The 22,879-nt window shown below is 62.7% G+C and carries 17 protein-coding genes and 3 pseudogenes; 16 read left to right on the top strand and 4 right to left on the bottom strand.

The window, feature by feature from the left end; translation table 11 throughout:
- Positions 1–175: 175 nt before the first annotated feature.
- The 5 genes from BWR18_RS00630 (at position 176) to BWR18_RS00610 (ending at position 6,885) form a co-directional block, all read left to right on the top strand.
- Positions 176–1,534 (top strand): ABC transporter substrate-binding protein, encoded by a 1,359-nt coding sequence (locus BWR18_RS00630; RefSeq protein WP_076626202.1) that lies wholly within the window; start codon positions 176–178, stop codon positions 1,532–1,534.
- A 121-nt stretch (positions 1,535–1,655) separates the two neighbouring features.
- Positions 1,656–2,891, top strand: coding sequence for a carbohydrate ABC transporter permease (locus BWR18_RS00625; protein WP_076626200.1), 1,236 nt, complete (start codon positions 1,656–1,658; stop codon positions 2,889–2,891).
- 27 nt (positions 2,892–2,918) lie between these two features.
- Positions 2,919–4,073 carry a carbohydrate ABC transporter permease gene (locus tag BWR18_RS00620; protein ID WP_076626198.1) on the top strand — a complete coding sequence of 385 codons (1,155 nt, stop codon included), beginning with the start codon at positions 2,919–2,921 and terminating at the stop codon, positions 4,071–4,073.
- A 10-nt stretch (positions 4,074–4,083) separates the two neighbouring features.
- On the top strand, positions 4,084–5,745 hold the full coding sequence (locus BWR18_RS00615; protein WP_076626196.1) for an alpha-amylase family glycosyl hydrolase: 1,662 nt from the start codon (positions 4,084–4,086) through the stop codon (positions 5,743–5,745).
- 51 nt (positions 5,746–5,796) lie between these two features.
- A complete protein-coding gene (locus tag BWR18_RS00610; protein ID WP_076626195.1) occupies positions 5,797–6,885 on the top strand; it encodes an ABC transporter ATP-binding protein in 1,089 nt (362 codons plus the stop codon).
- Here the strand turns inward: BWR18_RS00610 and BWR18_RS00605 are convergent.
- Positions 6,882–8,084, bottom strand: a complete 1,203-nt coding sequence (locus tag BWR18_RS00605; protein ID WP_076626194.1) for an ROK family transcriptional regulator — start codon at positions 8,082–8,084, stop codon at positions 6,882–6,884. The two genes, BWR18_RS00610 and BWR18_RS00605, sit on opposite strands and share 4 nt — an antisense overlap.
- Positions 8,085–8,228: 144 nt before the next feature.
- Between BWR18_RS00605 and BWR18_RS00600 the strand changes: the two genes are divergently transcribed.
- The 6 genes from BWR18_RS00600 to BWR18_RS00575 all read left to right on the top strand — a co-directional run bounded on the left by BWR18_RS00600 (position 8,229) and on the right by BWR18_RS00575 (position 13,511).
- Positions 8,229–9,248, top strand: coding sequence for a sugar ABC transporter substrate-binding protein (locus BWR18_RS00600; protein WP_076626192.1), 1,020 nt, complete (start codon positions 8,229–8,231; stop codon positions 9,246–9,248).
- Between the two features lie 109 nt (positions 9,249–9,357).
- Positions 9,358–10,425: an ABC transporter permease gene (locus tag BWR18_RS00595; RefSeq protein WP_076626191.1), complete on the top strand. Its 1,068-nt coding sequence runs from the start codon at positions 9,358–9,360 to the stop codon at positions 10,423–10,425.
- A 115-nt stretch (positions 10,426–10,540) separates the two neighbouring features.
- Positions 10,541–11,311 (top strand): ATP-binding cassette domain-containing protein, encoded by a 771-nt coding sequence (locus BWR18_RS00590; protein ID WP_076626189.1) that lies wholly within the window; start codon positions 10,541–10,543, stop codon positions 11,309–11,311.
- A 1-nt stretch (position 11,312) separates the two neighbouring features.
- Positions 11,313–11,930: a hypothetical protein gene (locus BWR18_RS00585; protein ID WP_076626187.1), complete on the top strand. Its 618-nt coding sequence runs from the start codon at positions 11,313–11,315 to the stop codon at positions 11,928–11,930.
- A complete protein-coding gene (locus BWR18_RS00580; RefSeq protein ID WP_076626186.1) occupies positions 11,927–12,841 on the top strand; it encodes a carbohydrate kinase family protein in 915 nt (304 codons plus the stop codon). The genes BWR18_RS00585 and BWR18_RS00580 overlap by 4 nt, the downstream gene beginning before the upstream one ends.
- 4 nt (positions 12,842–12,845) lie before the next feature.
- Positions 12,846–13,511, top strand: coding sequence for a D-lyxose/D-mannose family sugar isomerase (locus tag BWR18_RS00575; protein ID WP_076626184.1), 666 nt, complete (start codon positions 12,846–12,848; stop codon positions 13,509–13,511).
- Here BWR18_RS00575 and BWR18_RS00570 read toward each other — a convergent pair.
- Positions 13,498–16,902 (bottom strand): indolepyruvate ferredoxin oxidoreductase family protein, encoded by a 3,405-nt coding sequence (locus BWR18_RS00570; RefSeq protein WP_076630032.1) that lies wholly within the window; start codon positions 16,900–16,902, stop codon positions 13,498–13,500. The genes BWR18_RS00575 and BWR18_RS00570 overlap by 14 nt on opposite strands.
- 122 nt (positions 16,903–17,024) lie before the next feature.
- On the opposite strand from BWR18_RS00570, the gene BWR18_RS00565 reads away from it, so the two are divergent.
- The 5 genes and pseudogenes from BWR18_RS00565 to BWR18_RS00545 form a co-directional block, all read left to right on the top strand.
- Positions 17,025–17,483, top strand: a complete 459-nt coding sequence (locus tag BWR18_RS00565) for an Lrp/AsnC family transcriptional regulator (protein ID WP_076626183.1) — start codon at positions 17,025–17,027, stop codon at positions 17,481–17,483.
- Positions 17,484–17,647: 164 nt separating this feature from the next.
- A pseudogene (locus BWR18_RS00560) lies at positions 17,648–18,395 on the top strand (VOC family protein).
- A gap of 74 nt (positions 18,396–18,469) precedes the next feature.
- Positions 18,470–19,867, top strand: coding sequence for a pyridoxal phosphate-dependent decarboxylase family protein (locus BWR18_RS00555; protein ID WP_076626181.1), 1,398 nt, complete (start codon positions 18,470–18,472; stop codon positions 19,865–19,867).
- Positions 19,864–20,714, top strand: a pseudogene (locus BWR18_RS00550) (fumarylacetoacetate hydrolase family protein). The gene BWR18_RS00555 and the pseudogene BWR18_RS00550 overlap by 4 nt, the downstream one beginning before the upstream one ends.
- Positions 20,715–20,852: 138 nt before the next feature.
- Positions 20,853–21,200, top strand: a pseudogene (locus tag BWR18_RS00545) (2-oxo-hepta-3-ene-1,7-dioic acid hydratase); the annotation flags it as partial.
- Here the strand turns inward: BWR18_RS00545 and BWR18_RS00540 are convergent.
- Positions 21,193–22,128 carry a glucokinase gene (locus BWR18_RS00540; RefSeq protein WP_076626180.1) on the bottom strand — a complete coding sequence of 312 codons (936 nt, stop codon included), beginning with the start codon at positions 22,126–22,128 and terminating at the stop codon, positions 21,193–21,195. The pseudogene BWR18_RS00545 and the gene BWR18_RS00540 sit on opposite strands and share 8 nt — an antisense overlap.
- Entirely contained in the window at positions 22,128–22,874 is a 747-nt protein-coding gene (locus BWR18_RS00535; protein ID WP_076626178.1) for an ATP-binding cassette domain-containing protein, read from the bottom strand. Before BWR18_RS00535 ends, BWR18_RS00540 begins: the two co-directional genes overlap by 1 nt.
- Positions 22,875–22,879: the final 5 nt, after the last annotated feature.

The following is a 22,879-nucleotide window of genomic DNA, read 5'->3' as shown; positions in this document are numbered from 1 at the left end:
AAGGCTCTCGTCAAACGTGTTAAACTATTTTGCAGTGGCGCGCCGAGACCGTTTGACAGAATGAGAAAATTCAGCGACGGTCGCGCCATTCCAAAGCGCTTTGACTACTTTGACAGCGCGCATGATCCGGACAAAAGCCGGGTCGGACTTGGACACGAATGGGAGGACGACAAGAATGACAAACAAACTTCTGGCCAGCGCCGCGGCGTTGGCTATCACGGCTGCATCGGCACATGCCGACGGCCACCTGACCTTTGCACCGGGCGAAGGTCCTTTCAGCTGGGACAGCTACAATGCATGGGCCGAAGGGGCCCCTGACCTGAGCGGTCAAACCATCACAGTGTTCGGCCCCTGGCTGACGCCCGAGGATGGCTATCTGAACAACGCACTGGCCTATTTCGAAGAAGCAACGGGCGCCGACGTCGTCTATACCGGGTCGGACAGCTTCGAACAGCAGATCGTGATTGATGCCGAGGCCGGTTCAGCCCCGAACATTGCCGTGTTCCCGCAACCGGGTCTCGCCGCCGTGATGGCCGGCAAGGGCCAGCTGCATCCCCTGCCCGAAGGCATGGGCGACTGGGTCCGCGACAACTATGCCGCCGGTCAGTCCTGGGTTGATCTGGGCACCTACGCCGATGCCGATGGCAACGACCAGGTGTTCGGCTTTTTCTACAACGTGAACGTCAAGTCGCTGGTCTGGTACAACCCCGAGAACTTCGAGGATGCCGAATACGACATCCCCGAAACGATGGAAGACCTGAAGGCACTGACCGAACAGATCGTCGCCGATGGCGAAACGCCCTGGTGCATCGGTCTGGGATCAGGTGCAGCCACCGGCTGGCCCGCGACCGACTGGGTCGAGGACATGATGCTGCGCACGGTTGAACCCGACGTCTACGACCAGTGGACCAGCAACGAGATCCCGTTTGATGACGAACGCGTCGTGGCCGCGATCGAAGAGTTTGGCTGGTTCGCCCGTGACGATGCCAAGGTCGCCGGTGGGTCCGGCGCCGTCGCATCGACCGACTTCCGCGACAGCCCCAAGGGTCTCTTCACCTCGCCGCCGCAGTGCTACATGCACCGCCAGGCGTCGTTCGTGCCCGCCTTCTTCCCGGAGGACGTGGAATTCGGTGTCGACACCAACTTCTTCTACTTCCCCTCCTATGCCGAAAAAGATCTGGGCGACCCGGTTCTGGGTGGCGGTACGCTGATGGCGATCACCAACCCGTCTGATGGCGCAAACGCCCTGATGGAGTTCTTCCAGGAGCCGATCAGCCACGAGATCATGATGGCACAGACCGGTTTCCTTACGCCCCACAACGGTGTGAATCTGGACGCCTACAAGGACGACACGCTGCGCGCGCTGGGTGAAGTTCTGTTGGGTGCAACGACCTTCCGCTTTGACGGGTCGGATTTGATGCCCGGTGGTGTTGGCGCCGGTACGTTCTGGACCGGGATGGTGGACTACGCTGGTGGCAAGGACGCCGCCACGGTGGCCAGCGAAATCCAGTCCAGCTGGGACGCGCTGAAGTAAGCCCCCAACATCTTGCAAGTCAGATCAGCCCGCCTCGCGCGGGCTGATCACACCGCCGGCCATATGCCGGTCGCGCCGGACCCTGCACAAAAGCCGGGCCGCGCCATAGGGAGGAAGCCAGATGAACCCTGCATTCTTGGGATTGATAACCATTGCGCTCGGTGTAGGCGGATGCGTTCTGTACTTCTGGGGATCGAACCAGATCCTCGACAAGGTGATTTTCCCTGCCAAGGGGCCGCAAGCCGGACAGAACATCAACCGCGCCAATATGGTACGCCCCTGGCTGTTCCTGTTCCCGGCGATTTTCGCACTGGGGCTGTACCTTGCCTATCCTGTCTTCGAAACGCTGCGCCTGTCCCTCACGGACCGTGACGCCGGTGGCGCCTTTGTCGGCCTTGCCAACTACAACCAAATGATGGCCGAGCCCAAATTCTGGGAAGCGCTGCGCAACAACCTGCTGTGGCTGATCGTCGTGCCCGCTGCCTCCACCGCCTTCGGCCTCTTGGCCGCGCAATTGACGGACCGCATCAAATGGGGGTCGGTGGCGAAATCCCTGATCTTCATGCCGATGGCCATTTCGTTCGTCGGCGCTGGCGTGATCTTCAAACTGGTGTATGAGGCGCGGCCCGCCGACCAAAACCAGATCGGCATCCTGAATTCCGTCTGGCTGCAATTCGAGGGCGGCATCGGATCGTTCCTGTTCCTGCAGGCCCTGCCCGCGCTCATGCTTTTGGCCTTTGCCGCGATTGTCGCCTATGTCGGCTGGATTTTCGTGCGCCCCATTGCCGAGAGCAAGGAACGCGGCGGCGGCAAGGGCTATGTCCCGCTGCGCCTGTTTGTGGGGGCCGCGGCGCTCTACCTCGTCTATCTGTCGCTGACGTCGCTGGTGGGTGTGTTCACCTTTGACTACCCCTACGGCGAGCCGCAGACTTGGCTGACCATCCCCTTCTGGAACAGCTTCCTGCTGATGGTCGTCCTGATCTGGATCCAGACCGGCTTTGCCATGGTGATCCTGTCGGCGGCCCTGCGCGGCATTCCCGAAGAAACGGTGGAGGCGGCGATCATCGATGGCGCCAACCCGTTCCAGATCTTCTTCAAGATCAAGGTGCCTCAGATCATGGGCACCATCGTCGTGGTCTGGACCACGATCACAATCGTCGTGCTCAAGGTTTTTGACATCGTGTTTGCGATGACCAACGGCCAGTGGGAAACGCAGGTGCTGGCCAATTACATGTTCGACAAGATGTTCCGCGCCAACGATTGGGGCGTCGGGTCGGCTTCGGCCATCGTCATCATGCTCTTGGTGACGCCGATCCTGGTCTGGAACGTCTACAACGCCCGTAAGGAGATGAAATGATGGCCCGCGATCGTCAGGAGCAAAATCATGGATAGTATTGCTGGTTCCAAATCGTCCCTTGGCTGGGCCGTCAACATCTCGGTCGTGCTGCTTGTGGCGCTGTGGGTGTTCCCGACGTTCGGACTTCTTGTGTCCTCCTTCCGTACCGCCGACCAGATCGTCGGCTCGGGCTGGTGGGCGTCGATGTTCCCGTCTGAGCAAACCGAACGCTTCCGCGCCTCGGACCCCGATGAAAACCGCGTGCAGCGCGGCGACCTGTTCGTCGTCGAAGGCAACATCTTCGAAGAAAACGGCGGCGGCGGCGACATCCAAAGCTGGGGCACCTCATCCCGTGCGGTGGACGCCTATCAGCCCGGCGATGTGGCCGATCTGGGCGATGGCGAGACATTCACCGTAGACGCCGACGGCAATTACGCATGGTCCGGAAATGACGAGCAGATCAGCGGACGGGGCCAGCGTGCCTTTGTGACAGCCATATCGCCGCCGGAATTCACGACCGAAAACTACGTGAACATCATGACCAGCGGCAATGACACCGACAACATGGCCAAGGCGTTCTTCAACACGCTGACAGTGACCATTCCGGCCACGATCATTCCCATAGTGGTGGCCGCCTTTGCCGCCTATGCACTGGCCTGGATGGACTTTCCGGGCCGGGCGATCCTGATCGCCTGTGTCGTGGGCCTGTTGGTGGTGCCGCTGCAATTGGCGTTGATCCCGCTCCTGAAACTGCATGTGGGCGTGGGCATCGGCAAAGGGTATCTGGGTGTTTGGCTGGCGCATACCGGCTTTGGCCTTCCATTGGCGATATACCTCTTGCGAAATTACATGGTTGGCCTACCCCGCGACATCATCGAAAACGCCAAGGTGGACGGCGCGACGGATTTCCAGATCTTTACCAAGATCATCCTCCCACTGTCGTTCCCCGCCTTGGCGTCCTTTGCGATCTTCCAGTTCCTGTGGACCTGGAACGACCTCTTGGTGGCCAAGGTGTTCCTGATTGACGCCACGGGGCAGACGACGGTGATGACCGACCAGATTGTGAATTTGCTGGGCACCCGCGGGGGCAATTGGGAGATCCTTGCCACGGCGGCTTTCGTGTCGATTGCGGTGCCGCTGTGCGTCTTCTTCGCAATGCAGAAATACCTGGTGCGCGGCCTGCTGGCCGGATCGGTGAAATAGGACCTCTTACATGAACAAGAAAGCGGAATTCGACATGGCGGCGGTGCGGACCCTTGTGACGGACACGGACTGGTGGCGCGGCGCGGTGATCTACCAGATCTATCCGCGCAGCTTTCAGGACAGCAATGGCGACGGCATCGGCGACCTGAACGGGATAACCAGCCGCCTGCCCTACGTGGCCTCGCTGGGCGTCGATGCGATCTGGATCTCGCCCTTCTTCACCTCCCCGATGAAGGATTTCGGCTATGATGTCAGCGACTATTGCGGCGTCGACCCGATGTTCGGCACCATGGCCGATTTCGACGCACTGGTCGAAACAGCGCATGCGCTTGGGTTGCGGGTGATGATCGACCTTGTGCTCAGCCACACCAGCGATGAACACCCCTGGTTCCAAGATTGCGCCCACAGCCGCGACAACGAGAAATGCGACTGGTACGTCTGGTCCGATCCCAAACCCGACGGCACGCCACCCAACAACTGGCTGTCGATCTTTGGCGGTCCGGCCTGGACGTGGGAGCCGCGGCGCGAGCAATACTACCTACACAACTTCCTGAAAACGCAGCCCGACCTGAACTTCCACAACCCGGATGTGCAGGATGCGCTGCTCGACGTGACCCGGTTCTGGCTGGATCGCGGCGTGGATGGTTTCCGCCTCGACACGATCAACTTCTACTACGCCGACAAGGACTTGCGCGACAATCCGGCCCTGCCGCCGGAACAGCGCAACGCCAACATCGCGCCCTCGGTGAACCCCTATAACCACCAGGAGCACCTCTATTCCAAGAACCGGCCAGAGAATCTCGAGTTCCTCGCCCGCTTCCGCGCGCTCCTCGATGAGTACCCAGGCGCCGCTGCCGTGGGCGAAGTGGGCGACGCGCAGCGCGGGCTCGAGATCATGGGCGAATACACCGCAGGCGACGACCGGGTACAGATGTGCTACGCTTTCGAATTCCTGGCGAAGGACCCGCTGACCGCCGACCGCGTGGTGGAGGTGCTGACCAAGGTCGACGACGTGGCCGCCGATGGCTGGGCCTGTTGGGCGTTCTCAAACCACGACGTCATCCGCCATGCCAGCCGTTGGGACCTGCCCGACGCCGCGATGCGCGCCTATGCGACGCTGATTCTGTGCCTGCGCGGGTCGGTCTGCCTCTACCAGGGCGAAGAGCTGGGGCTGCACGAGGCCGATGTCGCCTTCGAGGACCTTCAAGACCCCTATGGCATTGAATTCTGGCCCGAGTTCAAGGGCCGCGACGGCTGCCGCACCCCCATGGTGTGGGAGCCATCCAACAGCCATGGGGGCTTTACCACGGGCGATCCGTGGCTGCCCGTCAGCCGTGACCACCTGCACAACGCCGTCACCTCGCAAGAGGACGACCCAAGCGCCCTGCTGCACCACTACCGCAAGGCCATCGCCCTGCGCCACGCCCACACGGCGCTGGCCAAGGGCACCCATGACGGGGTGCAGGCCACGGGCAACGTGGTGCATTTCACGCGGCATCACGACGACCAGACCGTGTTCTGCGCCATCAACCTGAGCGACGAGCCGTCCACGCTGGACTTGCCCGCCGGCACATGGGTCACCATCGGGTCGGAACTGGGCAGCACGGCGCCAAGCCCCGATGGCCATGTCCATCTGGGGCCCTGGCAAGTGGCCATCGCGCTGAAGACATAACCGAGGAGAATGGGGGGCGGGCCACCGCCATCCCGAAGGGAGGGACCAACCATGGCCGATTTGAAACTGACAGATGTCGAAAAGACATATGGCGGCACGGTCAACGTGCTCAACAACATCAACCTCGACATCGAAAAGGGCGAGTTGATCGTCTTTGTCGGCCCCTCGGGCTGCGGCAAGTCCACCCTGCTACGCATGATCGCGGGGCTGGAAAAGATCACCGGCGGAACACTGGAAATCGACGGCACGGTCGTCAACGACGTGCCCCCCGCCCAACGCGGTATCGCCATGGTGTTCCAGTCCTACGCGCTTTATCCGCACATGACGGTGCGCGACAACATGACCTTTGCCCTGAAACTGGCGAAGAAATCTCAGTCAGAGATTGATGAGGCCGTCGCACGCGCTGCCCGCATCTTGCAGCTTGAACCCTATCTCGACCGACTGCCCAAGGCGCTATCCGGCGGTCAGCGGCAGCGCGTCGCCATTGGCCGGTCCATCGTGCGCGACCCCAAGGTCTATCTCTTTGACGAACCCCTTTCGAACCTCGACGCCGCCCTGCGCGTCGCCACACGGATCGAGATCGCGCAGCTCAAGGAATCAATGCCCGACAGCACCATGATCTATGTGACCCACGACCAGGTGGAGGCGATGACGCTCGCCACCCGCATCGTCGTGCTGGCAAACAAGGGCATCGCGCAGGTGGGCTCGCCCCTCGAACTCTATGAACGCCCCGAGAACGAGTTTGTCGCGCAATTCATCGGCTCACCTTCTATGAACCTGCTGCCGGGCGAGATTGTTGAGACCGGTGCGCAGACCAAAGTGAAGATGAAAAGCGGGTCCGTCATCACATCCGCAGTGCCGACGCAGGACAGCGACATGGGTCTACAGGTCAATGTTGGCGTCCGCCCCGAGGATATGGTCGAAACCGATGGCGACGCCGTGTTCGAAGGCAAGGTCGATTTCACCGAAGCCCTGGGCGAGGTCACGATCCTCTACTTCGAAGCGCCCGAAGGCGAACAGGCTGTGCTGGCCAAGATGCCAGGCATCCACAAGGATCTGCGCGGCAAATCCGTCAAGGTGACGGCCGCGCCGGAAAAGGTGCAAATATTCTCTAACGGGCAGTCGCTCTACTACCGCTAGGGCTGCTCGAACATGGCCGCCGAGCGGTCGAGCAGGAATTGCCCGATGATCGGGCTTGTGGCAGCGCCTATGCCACGGGCATTCGCCCCGATCTGCCCCTCCGCCATCTGGGGCCGAAAGAGCCCACGCATGTCCTTTGTCTCAAGCGCGGCGGCCGTGATCTCGACCAGACGCGCGCGGATCGAAGGTGGCATCGCCCCGTCAATCACTACGGCCTCTACGTCGATCACAGCGCAACTGGCGACGCAGGCGATGGCCAGCGCGTCCGCCGTCTGTTCCAACCATGGCACAACGAACCGTTCCAGATGCGACCAGTCCTGCGGCTGCCGCCACAGTTGACGCGGGGCCTCTCCCGCCTCGATCAACCGCGTTTCAAGTGTCCAGATCGACGCCAGATCGATCAGGTGCCCCGGTTTGCCCTGCAAGTCGGCCACCGGCATTGTCCCGAATGCGCCCGCGTTCTTTTGGTTCCCTTCGAACACCGTGTGATCCAACACCACGCCGCCGCCAACAAAGGCACCCAGGAAGAAATAGATATAGTCCCGATATTCCCGCCCGATCCCGAACACGTGTTCCGCCCGACAGGCGGCTGTTGCGTCGTTGACCAGGCGCACAGGCAGGTCGGTGATCCGCGCCACTTCCGCTACAAAATCCGCGTCCTTCCACGCCGCGAAATCCTCGGGCGGGGCGTCGAGCAGCTCGTGCCAACTCCACAACTCAAACGGGGCTGCAATGCCCACACCGCACAGACGCGCGCGCATCACATCGTCCATCTGGTCCATCAGTTCGGCAAACCCGTCGCGCAGAAAGCCAAAGACATGACCCGGCAGCGGGTAGTCATAGGTGTGGCGCAACTGGTGACGCACCTGCCCCGTCGCATCCAGCACCAGCAGGTCCGCACTGCGCCGCCCGATCTTCAGACCGACCGAAAAAATCCCGTCAGGGTTCAAAACATACGGAACGGACGGCTTTCCCACCTTGCCCTTGACCGGCGCGCCCTTCAACAACAAGCCATCCTGTTCCAGCTTGCGCAGGATCACCGATGCTGTCTGCGGCGACAGCCCCGTCCGCCGCGCAAGATCGCTGCCCGGCAGCCCGCCATTGCGCTGCAGGATCGACAGGATCAGCCGTTCATTATAGGCACGCACGCCCGTCTGGTTGATGCCGCCAGACAGCGTCCGCACGTGGTCCAGTGTCATCAGACCGCTCCTCCCTTTCACAACTTTGCGCGCGTCAATTAATAAATCAAGTTGATTTATTAATTGACAGGATCGCAGAATCGCGTTTCCCTCGGGTCAGTTCGGGCCGCCAATTTGCGGTCCGGCAAGTTCTGGGAGGACACCATGAAAAAACTACTGCTGGGCACAGCCTGTGCCCTGACCACGATGGCGGGTGCGGCACTGGCCGACGGGCATGCTACCTCGGCCTGTCTGATCACCAAGACGGACACCAACCCGTTCTTCGTGAAGATGCGCGAAGGTGCGACCGCTAAGGCCGAAGAGCTGGGCATCAACCTCAGCTCCTTCGCGGGCAAGGTGGATGGCGACCACGAGACCCAGGTGCAGGCAATCGAGACCTGCATCGCCAACGGCGCCAAGGGTATCCTGCTGACCGCCTCCGACACCGCCAGCATCGTGCCGGTGGTGCAGCAGGCACGCGACGCGGGCCTTCTGGTCATCGCGCTCGACACCCCGCTTGAACCCATTGACGCGGCTGACATGACCTTCGCCACCGACAACTTCCTAGCCGGTGAACTGATCGGCGCCTGGGCCGCCGCCACCCTTGGCGACGCCGCCGCTGATGCCAAGATCGGTATGCTTGACCTCGCGATCAGCCAACCCACCGTGGGCGTGCTGCGCGACCAGGGCTTCCTGACCGGCTTCGGCATCGACATCGGCGACCCGAACAAGTGGGGGGATGAGACCGACGCCCGCATCGTCGGCAATGACGTCACCGCCGGCAACGAAGAAGGCGGGCGCCGCGCGATGGAGAACCTGCTGGCCAAGGATCCCTTCATCAACGTGGTCTACACCATCAACGAACCCGCCGCTGCCGGTGCCTATGAGGCGCTCAAAGCCATTGGCCGCGAAAACGACGTGCTGATCGTGTCCGTCGATGGTGGCTGTCCCGGCGTGCAGAACGTGGCCGACGGCGTGATCGGCGCCACCTCGCAGCAATACCCGCTGCTGATGGCGTCGCTTGGGATCGAGGCGATCGCCGCCTGGGCCAAGGACGGCACGAAACCGGAAGCGACCGAAGGCAAGGCGTTCTTCGACACCGGTGTCGCGCTGGTCACGGACCAGCCCGCCGACGGGGTGGAAAGCATTTCGGTCGAAGAGGGCAAGAACCTCTGTTGGGGCTGATCCGCTGATGCGGATCACGCGACGGCCGGTTTCTGCCGTCGCCAACCACTGCACCTGATCGGGGCAGGCCACGCGCCTGCCCCCTTCCCCACCCCAAGGATGGGACACCATGAGCAAATCCGACAATTACGAAGCCGCCGTCTCCTCTGCTGACGCCACCGTCGCCGAGTTCGAAGACCACCGCCGCGGCATCGTCGGCCGCATCCAGCACACGCTGCACCAGACGCCCTCACTGGTGCCGCTGATCGTGCTGATCTTTTCCATCGCGCTCTTCGGCATCTTGCTGGGTCAGCGCTTCTTCTCGCCCTTCGCCCTGACGCTGATCTTGCAACAGGTGCAGATCGTGGGGGTACTGGCCGCCGCCCAAACGCTGATCATCCTGACGGCAGGGATCGACCTGAGCGTCGGCGCCATCGCCGTGCTGTGCACGGTTGTCATGGGCAAGGCATCCTTCCAATACGGCATCCCCCCCGCCGTCTCTGTCGCAATCGGCCTCACAGTTGGCACTGCACTCGGCGCGATCTCCGGCTGGCTGGTCAGTCGCATGAAACTGCCCCCCTTCATCGTGACGCTGGGCATGTGGCAGATCGTGCTGGCCGCCAACTACCTCTATTCCGCCAATGAAACGATCCGCTCGCAGGATATCGAGGCGGAGGCAGGTTTCCTCCAGTTCCTTGGCACCAAGATCCAGTTTGGCGGGGCCACCTTGACGCTCGGGGTGTTGGGTATGATCGGGCTCTTCGTGGTGCTCGCCTATGCGCTCAGGTCTACCGCATGGGGCAGGCATGTCTACGCGGTGGGCGACGACCCCGAAGCCGCTGAACTGTCCGGCGTCGACGTCCACAAAACCTACATGTCCGTCTACATGGCCGCCGGGTTCATCTGCGCGCTCGCTGGCTGGGTCATGATCGGACGCTTCGGCTCGATCTCTCCCTCGGCCACAACGGGCGTGATCGGCAATATCCAGTCCATCACCGCCGTTGTGATCGGCGGCATCTCCCTCTTCGGCGGACGCGGCTCCGTCGCGGGCGCACTCTTCGGTGCCCTCATCGTGGGTGTGTTCGAATTGGGTCTGCGTATGGCCGGGGCCGACCCGCAATGGACCTTCATGCTGATCGGCATGCTCATCATTGCCGCCGTCGCAGTCGATCAATGGATCAGAAAGGTCGCCGCATGACCGAGGTACAATTCGCAATGCAGCGCATAGCACGAACGCGCCAGTGCCCTCTCGGCGATGCAAGCATCGCCTGCCGGGTCCGCAGCAAAGCCGCTGAGATCAGAAAGGTCGCCGCATGACCGAACCCATTCTCAAAGCCCGCAACTTGGTCAAACGCTACGGCAAGGTCACAGCGCTCGACCACGCAGACTTCGACCTGATGCCGGGCGAAATCCTTGCCGTGATCGGCGACAACGGCGCAGGCAAATCGTCAATGATCAAGGCGGTGTCGGGCGCCGTCGTCCCGGACGAGGGCCAAGTCTGGCTCGAAGGGCGGGAAATCAGGTTCCGATCGCCCATCGAAGCGCGCGAGGAAGGGATCGAGACCGTCTACCAACAGCTTGCCATGTCCCCGGCCCTCTCCATCGCCGACAACATGTTCATGGGGCGCGAGCTGCGCAAACCGGGGATCATGGGAAAACTGTTCCGCCAACTTGACAAGCCCGCGATGGAGAAGTTCGCCCGCGAAAAGCTGAGCGAACTGGGCCTCGCCACGATCCAGAACATCAACCAGGCGGTTGAGTCCCTGTCCGGCGGCCAGCGCCAGGGCGTCGCCGTGGCCCGCGCCGCGGCATTTGGGTCCAAGGTGGTGATCCTGGACGAACCCACCGCCGCCCTCGGGGTCAAGGAAAGCCGCAAGGTGCTGGAACTGATCCAGGACGTGCGGTCGCGCGGCATCCCGATCATCCTGATCAGCCACAACATGCCCCACGTCTTTGAAGTGGCTGACCGCATCCACGTGCACCGCTTGGGCAAGCGGCTGTGCGTCATCGACCCCAAGAATCATTCGATGTCCGACGCCGTCGCCTACATGACAGGCGCGGCGGTGCCGGAGATGGCGGCCTAGCATGACCCTCGACCAGATCTGCGCGCAGATCCTTGACCGACCGCGCACGCCCCACCGGCGGCTGGTGGCGGTCGTTGGGCCACCGGCCAGCGGCAAGAGCACGCTGGCGCAGGGGCTGGCCGCACGGTTCACGGATAGCGGAGAGGCGGCAGCAGTGGTCCCGATGGACGGCTTTCACCTCGATGACCGGCTTTTGGATATCGACGGCACCCAAGCGCGCAAGGGCGCGCCGCACACGTTCGATGCAGACGGATTCGTACGTTTGATCGACGCCCTGCAATCAACCGACCCGGTTGTCTTTCCCCTCTTCGACCGTGCGCGCGAGATTGCGATCGCGGGCGCGGGCCGCGTCGACGCCACCTGCCGCACAGTTCTTGTCGAAGGGAACTACCTGCTGCACACACAACCGCCATGGTCCACGCTGCACGACCTCTGGACATTTTCCATCGCACTGCATCCCCCAATGAACCTCCTGACGGAGCGGCTCAGAACCCGATGGGCCGATCACGGCAAGCCGGATGCGCAGACATGGATTGACAACAACGACGTGCCGAATATCACCACGGTCCTGACCCAATCGGCCCCCGCCGACATCACTTTATCGGAGACCCCCGAATGATCCTTTGCGCGGGCGAGGCCCTGATCGACATGATCCCGAACGACAGCGGCGCCTATGTCCCGCATGTGGGCGGCGCGGTGCTGAACACCGCCGTGGCCCTCGGACGGCTGGGAGAGGACGTGGCGCTGATCACCGGCCTGTCCTCGGATCCGTTTGGCGCGATGATCAAGGATCACCTGACCGCCAGCCACGTCTCCACCGCCCAAGCCGTACGCAGCGGCCGAAACACCACGCTCGCCTTTGTCCACCTCGAAAACGGCAACGCCACCTACACGTTCTACGACGCCGAAACGGCGACCCGGGACATCCAACCCATTGATATCGCTTCTGTCCCCGCGGGGACAAATGCCATGTTCTTCGGCGGCATCTCGCTGTGCAACCCGCCCGTGGCCGACACATTGCTCGACCTCGCCCTTTCACAACCCGCCGACCGGCTGGTCATGGCAGACCCGAACATACGCCCCGGTTTCGTGTCGGACCAGGATGGCTACCGCGCGCGGCTGACCAAACTGATCCGGCGGGCGGACATCGTGAAACTGTCAGATGATGATATCGGCTGGCTGTTGCCGGACGGCGATCTGAGCGCAAAGGCGCATGCCATCCTGAACATGGGGGCAAAGATGCTCCTGCTGACCGAAGGCGGGGACGGCGCAACCGCACATCTTGCCAACGGCACCAAGGTCCGCGTCGCTGCCGAAAAGGCGCAGGTGATCGACACGGTCGGCGCAGGCGATACGTTCAACGCCGGCTGCCTCGCCGCACTGCGCCGCGCCGATGCCTTATCGCCCGCCGCCATCGACGCACTTGACGAGACCACGATCACTGACATGCTCACCCTCGCCGCCCGTACCGCGGCCATCACCGTATCCCGCGCAGGCGCCAACCCGCCCTGGCAAAGCGAACTGGAGTGATCCCATGAAACGATCCCGCGTGAATGACATCCTGGCGAACGGCGCCGACTTCTTTGCCAGGCACGGCTGGACCGTGCCCCCGTTCGGCACCTGGACCCCGGACGAGATGCGCAGCGACAAGGCCGCCCATATCCGGGATCGCGGCCTGGGCTGGGACATCACCGACTATGGGCAGGGCCGGTTCGACGAGATGGGCCTGTTCCTCTTCACCATGCGCAACGGCGACCTGACCGAGATGGGGCAACAGGGCGCGATGCTTTACGCCGAAAAGCTGATGATCTCGCGCGAGGACCAGCTGTCACCCATGCACCGCCACGTGCTCAAGACAGAGGACATCATCAACCGCGGCGGTGCCACGCTGGTGCTGGAACTCTTCACCTGCGATGCCGAGGGCCAGATCGACCGCAACACCGACGTACACGTGCTGACCGACGGCGTGCCTGTCACCCTGCCCGCAGGCGGTCACCTGAAGCTACCCGTGGGCGCGTCCGTGACGCTGACCCCGACCACCTGGCATGCCTTCTGGGGCGAAGGCGGCGACTGCCTGATCCACGAGGTCTCGACCGTCAACGACGACCTGACCGACAACATCTTTGCCGACCCCATCGGGCGCTTCTCCGAAATAGACGAAGACGTGGCACCGACGCACCTTCTTGTCAGCGACTACTAGCCCGCTCAAGCGCTGCGTCCGCCTGCGGCTTCAACCGGGCAACCGCCTCTGCCTTGACCGGACCAAACCCCCGGAACTCAAGCGGCGCGGCCAGAAACGCCGTCGCCGCCCCGGCATCCTTCACACCGTGCGACAGCTGCTCAAGCCCCGCCACATACCACGCCACCAGCGCCCGCTCCTCGCGCCGCTCCACCATGTAACCAAAGGGATCAGCCCACGTGCCGCGCAGCCATTTGCCACGCGCAAGCACCCGCATGGCGCCCTGTATCCATGGCCCAAACGCCCGCTTCACAGGCCTCCCGCGCGCATCATTGCGCCATGACACAAGCGGCGGGGCCAGGTGGTGGCGGACCGCAAAATCGCCGTCGAACTGCCTTGCCAAACTGTCATAAAAACCACTTTCGGCATGCAGCCGCGCGACCTCATACTCATCCTTGTAAGCCATCAGCTTGTAAAGCGCGCGCGCGGCCAAGCTCCGATCCGCTTCGCTGAACCCGCGCGTATACTGCGCAAGCGTGTCCCGATACCGCGCGGCATAGGCAGCATCCTGATAAGCCACCAAAAGACCCGCGCGATGGGCAACAATCTCCTCAGCCGTCTCCGGCACCTGGGGCCCGTCGACAGGCGCCAGCACCGACGGATCATGCGCCCAGATCCGCCCCAGATCAAAGGCGCGGGCGTTCTGCTCAACCGCCACACCGTTCAACGCAATCGCCTGCTTCAATGCCGCGTCACTGACCGGCACCAAACCCTTCTGCCACGCCGCACCCAGCAGCATCACATTGGCAAACACACTGTCGCCCAGATACCGCTCGGCCAGCGCGTTCGCATCCACGGCCCACAGGTTCCCCGCCCCGATCACTTCGGCAATCGCCGCCTCGCGCGCGTCCACGCGCAGGCTGGCATCACGGTGCAACACCAGATCACCGGTCGGCATCTCGGCACGGTTCAAGACCATCCGCGTGCCCGAATGGTAATGCGCCGACGCCTTCGGGGCCGAGGATACGACGACATCACACCCGATCACTGCATCGGCGGCCGCCGCCTCGATCCGCACCTGATGCAGCGCATCGGGGTCACGGCCCAGACGGATGTAACTCAGCACCGTCCCGAATTTCTGCGCAAACCCGGTAAAATCCAGCACCGACGCCCCACGCCCCTCCAGATGCGCGGCCATCGTCACCAGCGCGCCCACGGTCACAACGCCCGTGCCACCGACGCCGGTCACAAGCAGGTCATAAGGCGCATCAAGCCCGGGCAGGTCGGGGTGCGGCACGTCCTGCAGCGCCGCCGCCACATCGAACAATGCAGGCTCCGGCGCCTTGCGCATCGCCCCTTCGACGGTGACGAAACTGGGACAAAACCCCTTGAGACAGGACATGTCGGCGTTGCAGGTCGATTGGTTGATGCGGCGTTTCCGGCCCAATGGCGTCTCCAACGGCTCAACGCTCAAACAATTGCTTTCAATCGAACAATCGCCGCAGCCCTCGCACACCTCCGGGTTGATGACGGCAAAGCTCTTGACCGGCGGCAGGCTACTGCGCTTGCGGCGGCGGCGCTTTTCAGTGGCGCAGGCTTGCTCATAGATCAGGACCGTGACGCCCGGGATCTCGCGCAATTCGCGCTGCACGGCATCCAGCGCTTCGCGGCCATGAAAAGATGTGCAGGGGGGAAAGTCGCCGCGCTCGAACTTGCCAATGTCGTCCGACACCAGCGCAATCCGGTCCACCCCCTCGGCCCGACTGGACCAGGCGATGGCCGCCACGCTCACCGGGCCATCCACCGGCTGCCCGCCGGTCATGGCGACGGCATCGTTGTAAAGCACCTTGTAAGTGATGTTCGTGCCCGCCGCGACGGCCTGCCGGATAGCAAGAGACCCGGAATGATACCATGTCCCCTCACCGAGGTTCTGGAAGATATGCTTGCCCCCGTTGAACTTTGATGCGGCGACCCAGGGCACCCCTTCGCCCCCCATCTGGGCATAACCGCCCGTCTCGCGGTCCATCCACGACGCCATGACATGGCATCCGATGCCCGAGGCGGCCTTGGACCCCTCCGGCACCTTGGTCGACGTGTTGTGGGGACAACCCGAGCAGAAATAGGGGGTCCGCGTGGCGCCCGTGACATTCAACAGTTTCGGCGGTATCTGCAGCGCCTGCGCCCGTGCGGGCAGATCGAGATCAGGGACAAAGGGATGCAACCGCCTTGCGATCAGCGGCGCCAGCAGCTTGGGGCTCAGCTCCCCGGTCCACGGCACCAACGCCGCGCCGGTCTCGTCATGCTTGCCGACCATACGCTCCGGTATATCGCGCGGCAGGTCATAGAACGCCTCCTTGAACTGGCTTTCGATGATCCCGCGCTTTTCCTCGATCACCATCACCTCGCGCTTGCCCCGGACAAAACCGCGCGCATCGCGCAGAGCCAGGGGCCAGACCATGCCCACCTTGTAGATGTCGATGCCGCGCGCCCGGCAGGTCGCCGCGTCCAGCCCCAGCAGCCGCAGCGCCTCCATCGTGTCGAGATGCGCCTTGCCCGTCGTCACAAACCCGAACCTCGCGCGGGGCACGTCATAGATGCGCCGGTCAATCGGGTTCGCCGCGGCAAAGGCCTGCACGGCGTCCAACTTGTCGCCGATGCGCACCTCGATCTCGGGACTGGGCAGGTCCGAGGGACGGATGTGCAGCCCACCCGGTGGCGCGGTGTAGTCGGGCTGCGCAAACATCGGATCGGGGGGCAGGATCACGGACGCCCCGCTCTCAACGGTTTCCGAGATCGCCTTGAACCCCACCCAGGTGCCCGAAAACCGGCTGAGCGCGATGCCCCAGGCGCCAAACTCCAGATACTCGGCCACCGACGCAGGATTCAGCGTCGGCATGAACCACGCCATGAAAGCGACATCGGACTGATGCGGCATTGACGACGATACACAGCCATGATCATCGCCCGCCACAACCAGCACACCGCCCAAGGGCGACGATCCATAGGCATTGCCATGCTTCAGCGCATCGCCCGACCGGTCCACGCCCGGCCCCTTTCCGTACCACATGGAAAAAATGCCCTCGTGGGTGCAGTTCGGGTCAAGCACCGCCTGCTGCGCGCCCAGAACGGCGGTCGCGCCCAGATCTTCGTTCACGGCGGGCATGAATGTGATGTCAGCCGCCTGCGTCCGCGCCCGCGCGCGCCACAGCTCCAGATCAAGACCGCCCAGGGGCGAGCCGCGATAGCCTGAAACAAAACCTGCGGTCCTGCGCCCTACGGCTCGGTCCCGGCGGGCCTGGTCAAGCATGATACGCACGAGCGCCTGCGTGCCGGTCAGAAACACGCGGCCTTCGCTGCGGTCGTAGCGGTCGGACAGGGCGTAAGTGTCGAAGCGGTGGCTCGGGTCTGACATGATATCCTCCTGCAACCAGTATGGACGCGTGAGGATGGGACACTATTTCATTTTTCCGTTTGAACTGCCCGGTCACGAAATGCTTTGTCAAAAATCAGCTAAAAGATGGTAAGACTACCCGCATGCAGCTCGATCACCGCGACCACGCCCTTCTGCGCCACCTCCAAGCAGACAGCCGCATATCGAACGCCGATCTTGCAGAGGCGGCGGGCATGTCACCCTCGGCCTGCTGGCGCCGCATCAAGGCACTGGAAGAGGTAGGCATCATCGACCGCTATGGCGCGATCCTGAACCCAAAGGCGGCCGGCCTGCATTTCCAGGCCATCGTGCACGTTCAACTGGCCCGCCATTCCGAGGATGACCTGACCGCCTTCATCCGCGCCATCACGACCCGGCGCGAGGTGGTCGAATGCTATGCGACGACCGGGCAGTCGGACTACCAGATGCGCGTGCTCTGCGCCGATCTGGACGCCTACAACGCCTTTCTCGAAACCTTCCTGTTCCGCCTGCCCGCGGTGGCCAGCGCCCAGACCAACCTCGTGCTCAGAGACATCAAGCGAAACACCGGCATCGCGCTTTAGGGCAAACGGGATGGCCTCATCCGACGCACATCCATTGGGCAAAAATAGGCCATACCCCAACCCCTTCTTCTTTTTGAAAATACGGCGGGGAGTTTGAGGGGTGGAACCCCTCATTCACAAAAATGAATCGCGTGCGGCAAAGCCGCTCAATGTAGGGACAGCCGATGACGATCCCCGCGCCCGAGCTTTACCCGCCTTTCAACATCGTGCGGCTGAGCCATGTGGAATATCGGGTGACGAACCTCGCGGCCTCCCGCACCTTCTACGTGGACACGCTGGGTCTGCAGGTCACACATGAAGATGACCAGACCATTCACCTCCGCGCGATGGAAGAACGCGGCCACCACTGCATGATGCTGACGCAAGCGGACACCCGGACTGTGGCGCGCCTCGGCTTCAAACTTTACGACCAACCGGACCTCGAAAAGGCGGCCAAATGGTTCTCGGATCACGGGCGTCCGGTCACCTGGACCGCTCGCCTGTTCATGGCTCGCGTGGATGCACAGCAAGGGCGGTGTGCATGACGCGGCATGCACCAACGGCGCCGGTCCGCGCCTGCACCCCACCGCCTTCTGGGTGCCCACCCCGCTCAACATCATCGACCTGCTCGATCTGATGAGCACCACGGGCGACCGCGACAACATCAAACGGGGGCCGGGCCGCCACGGCATCTCAAACGCCTTCTTCCTCTACATCCGCGACCCCGACGGACACCGGATCGAGATTTACTGTTCCGACTACCAAACCGTTGATCCGGATCACGAGCCAATCAAGTGGGACCTAAAGGACCCCGCCAGACAAACGCTGTGGGGCGCCCCCGCCCCCCGAAGCTGGTTCGAAGAGGGCAGCCTGTTCGATGGTATCGACACCACCGAACCCCTTCTCAAAGCCCAGCGCATCGTGGCACCCTGAGCATGGCGGAGGACACCTCCGCCTTACAACACCCGTAAGGCGCATCTTGATGCGCCCGATCCAAAGGACACGCCATGAGCTGGGACGACTTTGCCAAACACGCCAAGGAAGCCGCGAACTGGGGTGCGGACTATCACAAGACCATCCGAGACCGTCCGGTGCGGGCTCAAACCGCGCAGGGGGACATCGCAAAGCAATTGGCGGACAGCCCCCCCGAAGATGGCACGAACCTTACCGCCATCATGGCCGATTTCGAACGTATCGTGATGCCCGGCATCACCCACTGGCAGCATCCCCGCTTCTTCGCCTATTTCAATTCCAACGCCGCCCCCGCCTCGGTGCTGGCCGAATTCCTCGTCTCGATCATCGCCCCACAATGCATGCTCTGGCAGACCTCTCCGGCCGCGACAGAGATGGAAACACGGATGATGGATTGGCTGCGGCAGGGCCTCGGCCTGCCGGGCACGTATCAGGGTGTCATCCAGGACAGCGCCTCGTCAGCCACGCTTGCCGCAGTGCTGACCATGCGCGAACGCGTGCTCGAATTTCGTGGCAATATCGAAGGGCTGCACGGCCAGCCGCAACTGCGCATCTATTGCTCGGACCAGGTCCATAGCTCCATCGACCGCGCCATCTGGGTCGCCGGCATCGGACAGGACAACCTGGTCAAGGTCCGTACCACCGGCGATCTGCGCCACATGGACCCCATCGATCTGGAAGCCGCCATTGCCGAGGACCGACAGGCGGGCCGCATCCCCGCAGGCGTCATCGCGGCGACAGGCGCCACCGGTATGGGCGCATGCGACGATCTGGAATCTGTCGCCGCCGTGGCCGAAGAACATGGGCTTTATTCCCATCTTGACGCCGCCTGGGCAGGCACTGCTATGATCTGCCCCGAGTTCCGCGCGCTCTGGACCGGGGCCGACCGTTTCGACAGCATCGTCTTCAATCCGCACAAATGGCTGGGCGCGCAATTCGACTGCGCCGCTCACTTCCTGCGCGACCCCGACCAGCTGCGCCAAACCCTCGCGATCCGACCCGAATATCTGAAAACCCACGGGGCCGAGGACGTCATCGACTATTCCGAATGGTCGATCCCGCTCGGCCGCCGCTTCCGCGCACTCAAACTGTGGTTCCTGATGCGCCACTACGGGATGGAGGGTTTGCGCACCCGCATCCGAAACCATGTGACATGGTCCCAAGCCCTCTGTGACCGCTTGCGTGCCGAAGATGACTTCGAGATCGTCACCGAACCCATCCTGTCGCTTTGGACCTTCAAAGCGAAGAACGCCAGCGATGAGCAGACGCAAGCCTTGGTCGACAAGATCAACGATGACGGTCGGATTTACCTGACCCAAACCATCGTCGACGGGCGAAAGGTCATTCGCTTTCAAGCCGGGCAGTTCGACTGCGAAGAACGCGACTTCGACACCGCCTTTGAAACGATCACCGAGATTGCGAGACGCCCGTGAAATTTGCGACCTACACCACGGATGGCGCCACTTACTATGGAGCCGTGACGGAGGGCGGGATGATCACCCTCTCGCCCAATTTCCAAAACTGGCCGACCCTGCGCGACGTGATTGCTGCGGATGGGATGCATGATCTCGCCAAGGCTGCCCAGGGGCGTATCGCGACCCATACCGACGTGACCTATGAGATTCCCGTCCCAACCCGGAAAAGAACATCTGCGTCGGCGTCAACTTCCCAGACCGCAACGCGGAATACAAAGACGGGCAAGACGCACCGCCCAATATGTCCCTCTTCCCCCGCTTCCCGCGCAGTTTCACCGGGCATGACCAACCCGTCATCCGCCCGCCAGAACGCGAAAAACTGGACTACGACGGCGAGATCGCCATTGTCATCGGCAAGGGCGGTCGCCGCATCGCCGAGGAAGACGCCTACGACCACATCGCCGCCCTCACCCTCTGCAACGAAGGCACAAGCTGCGATTGGGTCCGCCACGCCAAATTCAACGTGACCCGAGGCAAGAACTGGGACGCATCCGGCGCAATAGGCCCCTGGCTGGTGCCCTTCACCCATGCCGCCCAACTCGACGATATCCGCCTGACGACCCATGTGAACGGCGCGTTACGCCAGGACGACCGGACATCCCGGATGCTGTTGCCGATCCGTCGCCAGATCGCCTATGTCTCGACCTTCACCACGCTCGTGCCCGGCGACATTATCGTCACCGGCACGCCCGCCGGCGCAGGCGCGCGGTTTGACCCACCGAAATTCCTGAAACCCGGCGACGTTGTGGACGTCACCGCCGAAGGCATCGGCACCCTTCGCAGCGAAGTCGCGGATGAAACCTGAACAGCATTAGATAGCCGCGCAGCCGCTTGTTGCCGCCGAGAAACCGGTGAGCGAGTTGACCTCCTCTCCGTTGCATACCCCCGCATCACCATGGACGACGCCGACGCCATCCAGGACCAGTTCGTCGCAACCAAGGTCGCCTCAGGCCAGCCACGTAAGGTCTTCGACACAATCGCCGACAACGCCGCAAATGCGGGCATTGTCATGGGCATCGAACGGCACCCGCCCGACGACCCGCGCTGGGTCGGCGCCATCGTCAGCCGCAACGGCACGGTCGAGGAAACGCGGCTGGGCGCAGGCGTCCTGAACGATCCGGTAGAAAGCGTCATCTGGCTCGCGCGGCGCATAGCCATTTACGGCAACACCATCAAGGCAGGTCAGGTGCTCCTATCGGGCAGCTTCATCCGGCCCATCGAATGCCCGCCCGGCACAGACATCCACGCCGACTGCGGCCCGTTCGGACAGGTCGGTCTGCGTTTTAACTGACGCGCGCCAACAGCCGCGCCGCACACCCGCCCAAGGCCACGGTGTCCGACACGAACAGAAACGCCGGAATACGAGCGAACTGCCCGTCAAAGCTGTCGTCCGCACGCAACGGCGCCAGCACCCGTGCGCGGCGCTCGGGCGCCATCAGGAACTTGGCAAGCGAGCCGTTGAAATAGAAACCGGCACGCGGGAAATAGGAATACGCCAACTCACGCACCATCAGGGCAAAGGCCTCGGTGCAGGCATCCAGCGCCTCCAACGCGCGAGGATCATCGGACTTGGCCAACTCCTCGGCACTGTCCACATCCACACCGATCACATGAGCCAGCCGCAACAGACCCACACCGGAAAACAGGTTCTCAACTGAGTCAAATCGGGACGTGTCCGGAATACGCGCCTGCAGGATCGACATCACGCTCGATGGCAGGCTCGCGTGGCCTTGCTCGGACGTAAATACCGTCCCGCTTTCCATATTCACGGCGGACACGTTGAACCCAGTACCAAGCCCAACAACCAGCGCCTGACCACTGCCGCCCAGTTCCGCACCGTTGTGCAATGGCTCAACCGCATCCAGCGGCACGGTCGGCACCGCCTGCCCCAACGCCTCAAGGTCGTTCATCAGAACGACCTCCTCCGCCCCGAAGGCAGCTGCCAAAGCACCGGCATCGAAATCCCAGTTCCGGTTGGTCAGCTTGGCGCGGTCGCCAGCGACGGGCCCGGCCACGGCAATCACCACATGCGCGGGCACGGGCCGCTCGTCCAGGTAGTTTGTCGCAAGATCAAGAAAGCTGCCAAAGTCGGCGTTCGGACATTTCACCACGGTGTCCGCGATGACGCCATCGCGGCCCACAAACGCCATGCGCGTGTTTGTTCCGCCCACATCCGCGACCAGGCCAATGGCCTGATCCAGCTTCCCACTGTCTTGCATTACGCCTCGCCCGGCTGCTTGCCCAAGATGATCATTCCGAGCAGGTCATCGTCCGTCACGTCGGCAACGTCAACCGTCCCCACCAGCTTTCCGTTCTTCATCACGGAGGCGCGGTCACACAACTGCATCACATCATGGATATCGTGGCTGATCAGGAAGATACCGATGCCTTCGGCCTTCAACTGCTGGATCAGTTCCGACACCATCTGTGTCTCATGCGGGCCAAGGGCGGCGGTGGGTTCGTCCATGATCAGGATACGCGCGTTGAAATACACCGCACGCGCAATGGCCACTGACTGACGCTGACCGCCCGACAGGGCACTGACCGGATCCTTGAACTTTTTGAAATTCGGGTTCAGGCGCGCCATGATCTTGCGCGTTTCGGCCTCCATCGCGTCATCATCGACAAAGCCCATGCCGCTGACCAGCTCGCGCCCCAGAAACAGGTTCGACGCGGCATCAAGGTTATCGGCCAGTGCCAGCGTCTGGTAGATTGTCTCGATGTTGTAGGAGCGCGCATCGCGGGGGTTGTTGATGGTCGCCTTTTCGCCATTGATCCGGATCTCGCCCGTGTCCATGGCATAGGCGCCCGACAGGATCTTGATCAGCGTGGACTTGCCCGCGCCGTTGTGGCCCAAGAGGCCCACGACTTCACCGGGTTTCAGGTCGACCGACACGTGGTCCACCGCCTTGATCCCGCCAAAGCTGATCGAGATGTCCTTCATTTCGACAAGAGGTGTCGTCATATCAA

This window comes from Tateyamaria omphalii (genome assembly GCF_001969365.1).
Classification (GTDB): Bacteria; Pseudomonadota; Alphaproteobacteria; order Rhodobacterales; family Rhodobacteraceae; genus Tateyamaria; species Tateyamaria omphalii_A.
Note: the sequence above shows the minus strand (reverse complement) of the source record. Positions and strands in the feature narration are given on the sequence as shown.

Coding starts and splice junctions, on each gene's coding strand:
- BWR18_RS00630 (WP_076626202.1), top strand. CDS start 176: ATGACAAACAAACTTCTGGCCAGCGCCGCGGCGTTGGCTATCACGGCT.
- BWR18_RS00625 (WP_076626200.1), top strand. CDS start 1,656: ATGAACCCTGCATTCTTGGGATTGATAACCATTGCGCTCGGTGTAGGC.
- BWR18_RS00620 (WP_076626198.1), top strand. CDS start 2,919: ATGGATAGTATTGCTGGTTCCAAATCGTCCCTTGGCTGGGCCGTCAAC.
- BWR18_RS00615 (WP_076626196.1), top strand. CDS start 4,084: ATGAACAAGAAAGCGGAATTCGACATGGCGGCGGTGCGGACCCTTGTG.
- BWR18_RS00610 (WP_076626195.1), top strand. CDS start 5,797: ATGGCCGATTTGAAACTGACAGATGTCGAAAAGACATATGGCGGCACG.
- BWR18_RS00605 (WP_076626194.1), bottom strand. CDS start 8,084: ATGACACTGGACCACGTGCGGACGCTGTCTGGCGGCATCAACCAGACG.
- BWR18_RS00600 (WP_076626192.1), top strand. CDS start 8,229: ATGAAAAAACTACTGCTGGGCACAGCCTGTGCCCTGACCACGATGGCG.
- BWR18_RS00595 (WP_076626191.1), top strand. CDS start 9,358: ATGAGCAAATCCGACAATTACGAAGCCGCCGTCTCCTCTGCTGACGCC.
- BWR18_RS00590 (WP_076626189.1), top strand. CDS start 10,541: ATGACCGAACCCATTCTCAAAGCCCGCAACTTGGTCAAACGCTACGGC.
- BWR18_RS00585 (WP_076626187.1), top strand. CDS start 11,313: ATGACCCTCGACCAGATCTGCGCGCAGATCCTTGACCGACCGCGCACG.
- BWR18_RS00580 (WP_076626186.1), top strand. CDS start 11,927: ATGATCCTTTGCGCGGGCGAGGCCCTGATCGACATGATCCCGAACGAC.
- BWR18_RS00575 (WP_076626184.1), top strand. CDS start 12,846: ATGAAACGATCCCGCGTGAATGACATCCTGGCGAACGGCGCCGACTTC.
- BWR18_RS00570 (WP_076630032.1), bottom strand. CDS start 16,902: ATGTCAGACCCGAGCCACCGCTTCGACACTTACGCCCTGTCCGACCGC.
- BWR18_RS00565 (WP_076626183.1), top strand. CDS start 17,025: ATGCAGCTCGATCACCGCGACCACGCCCTTCTGCGCCACCTCCAAGCA.
- BWR18_RS00555 (WP_076626181.1), top strand. CDS start 18,470: ATGAGCTGGGACGACTTTGCCAAACACGCCAAGGAAGCCGCGAACTGG.
- BWR18_RS00540 (WP_076626180.1), bottom strand. CDS start 22,128: ATGCAAGACAGTGGGAAGCTGGATCAGGCCATTGGCCTGGTCGCGGAT.
- BWR18_RS00535 (WP_076626178.1), bottom strand. CDS start 22,874: ATGACGACACCTCTTGTCGAAATGAAGGACATCTCGATCAGCTTTGGC.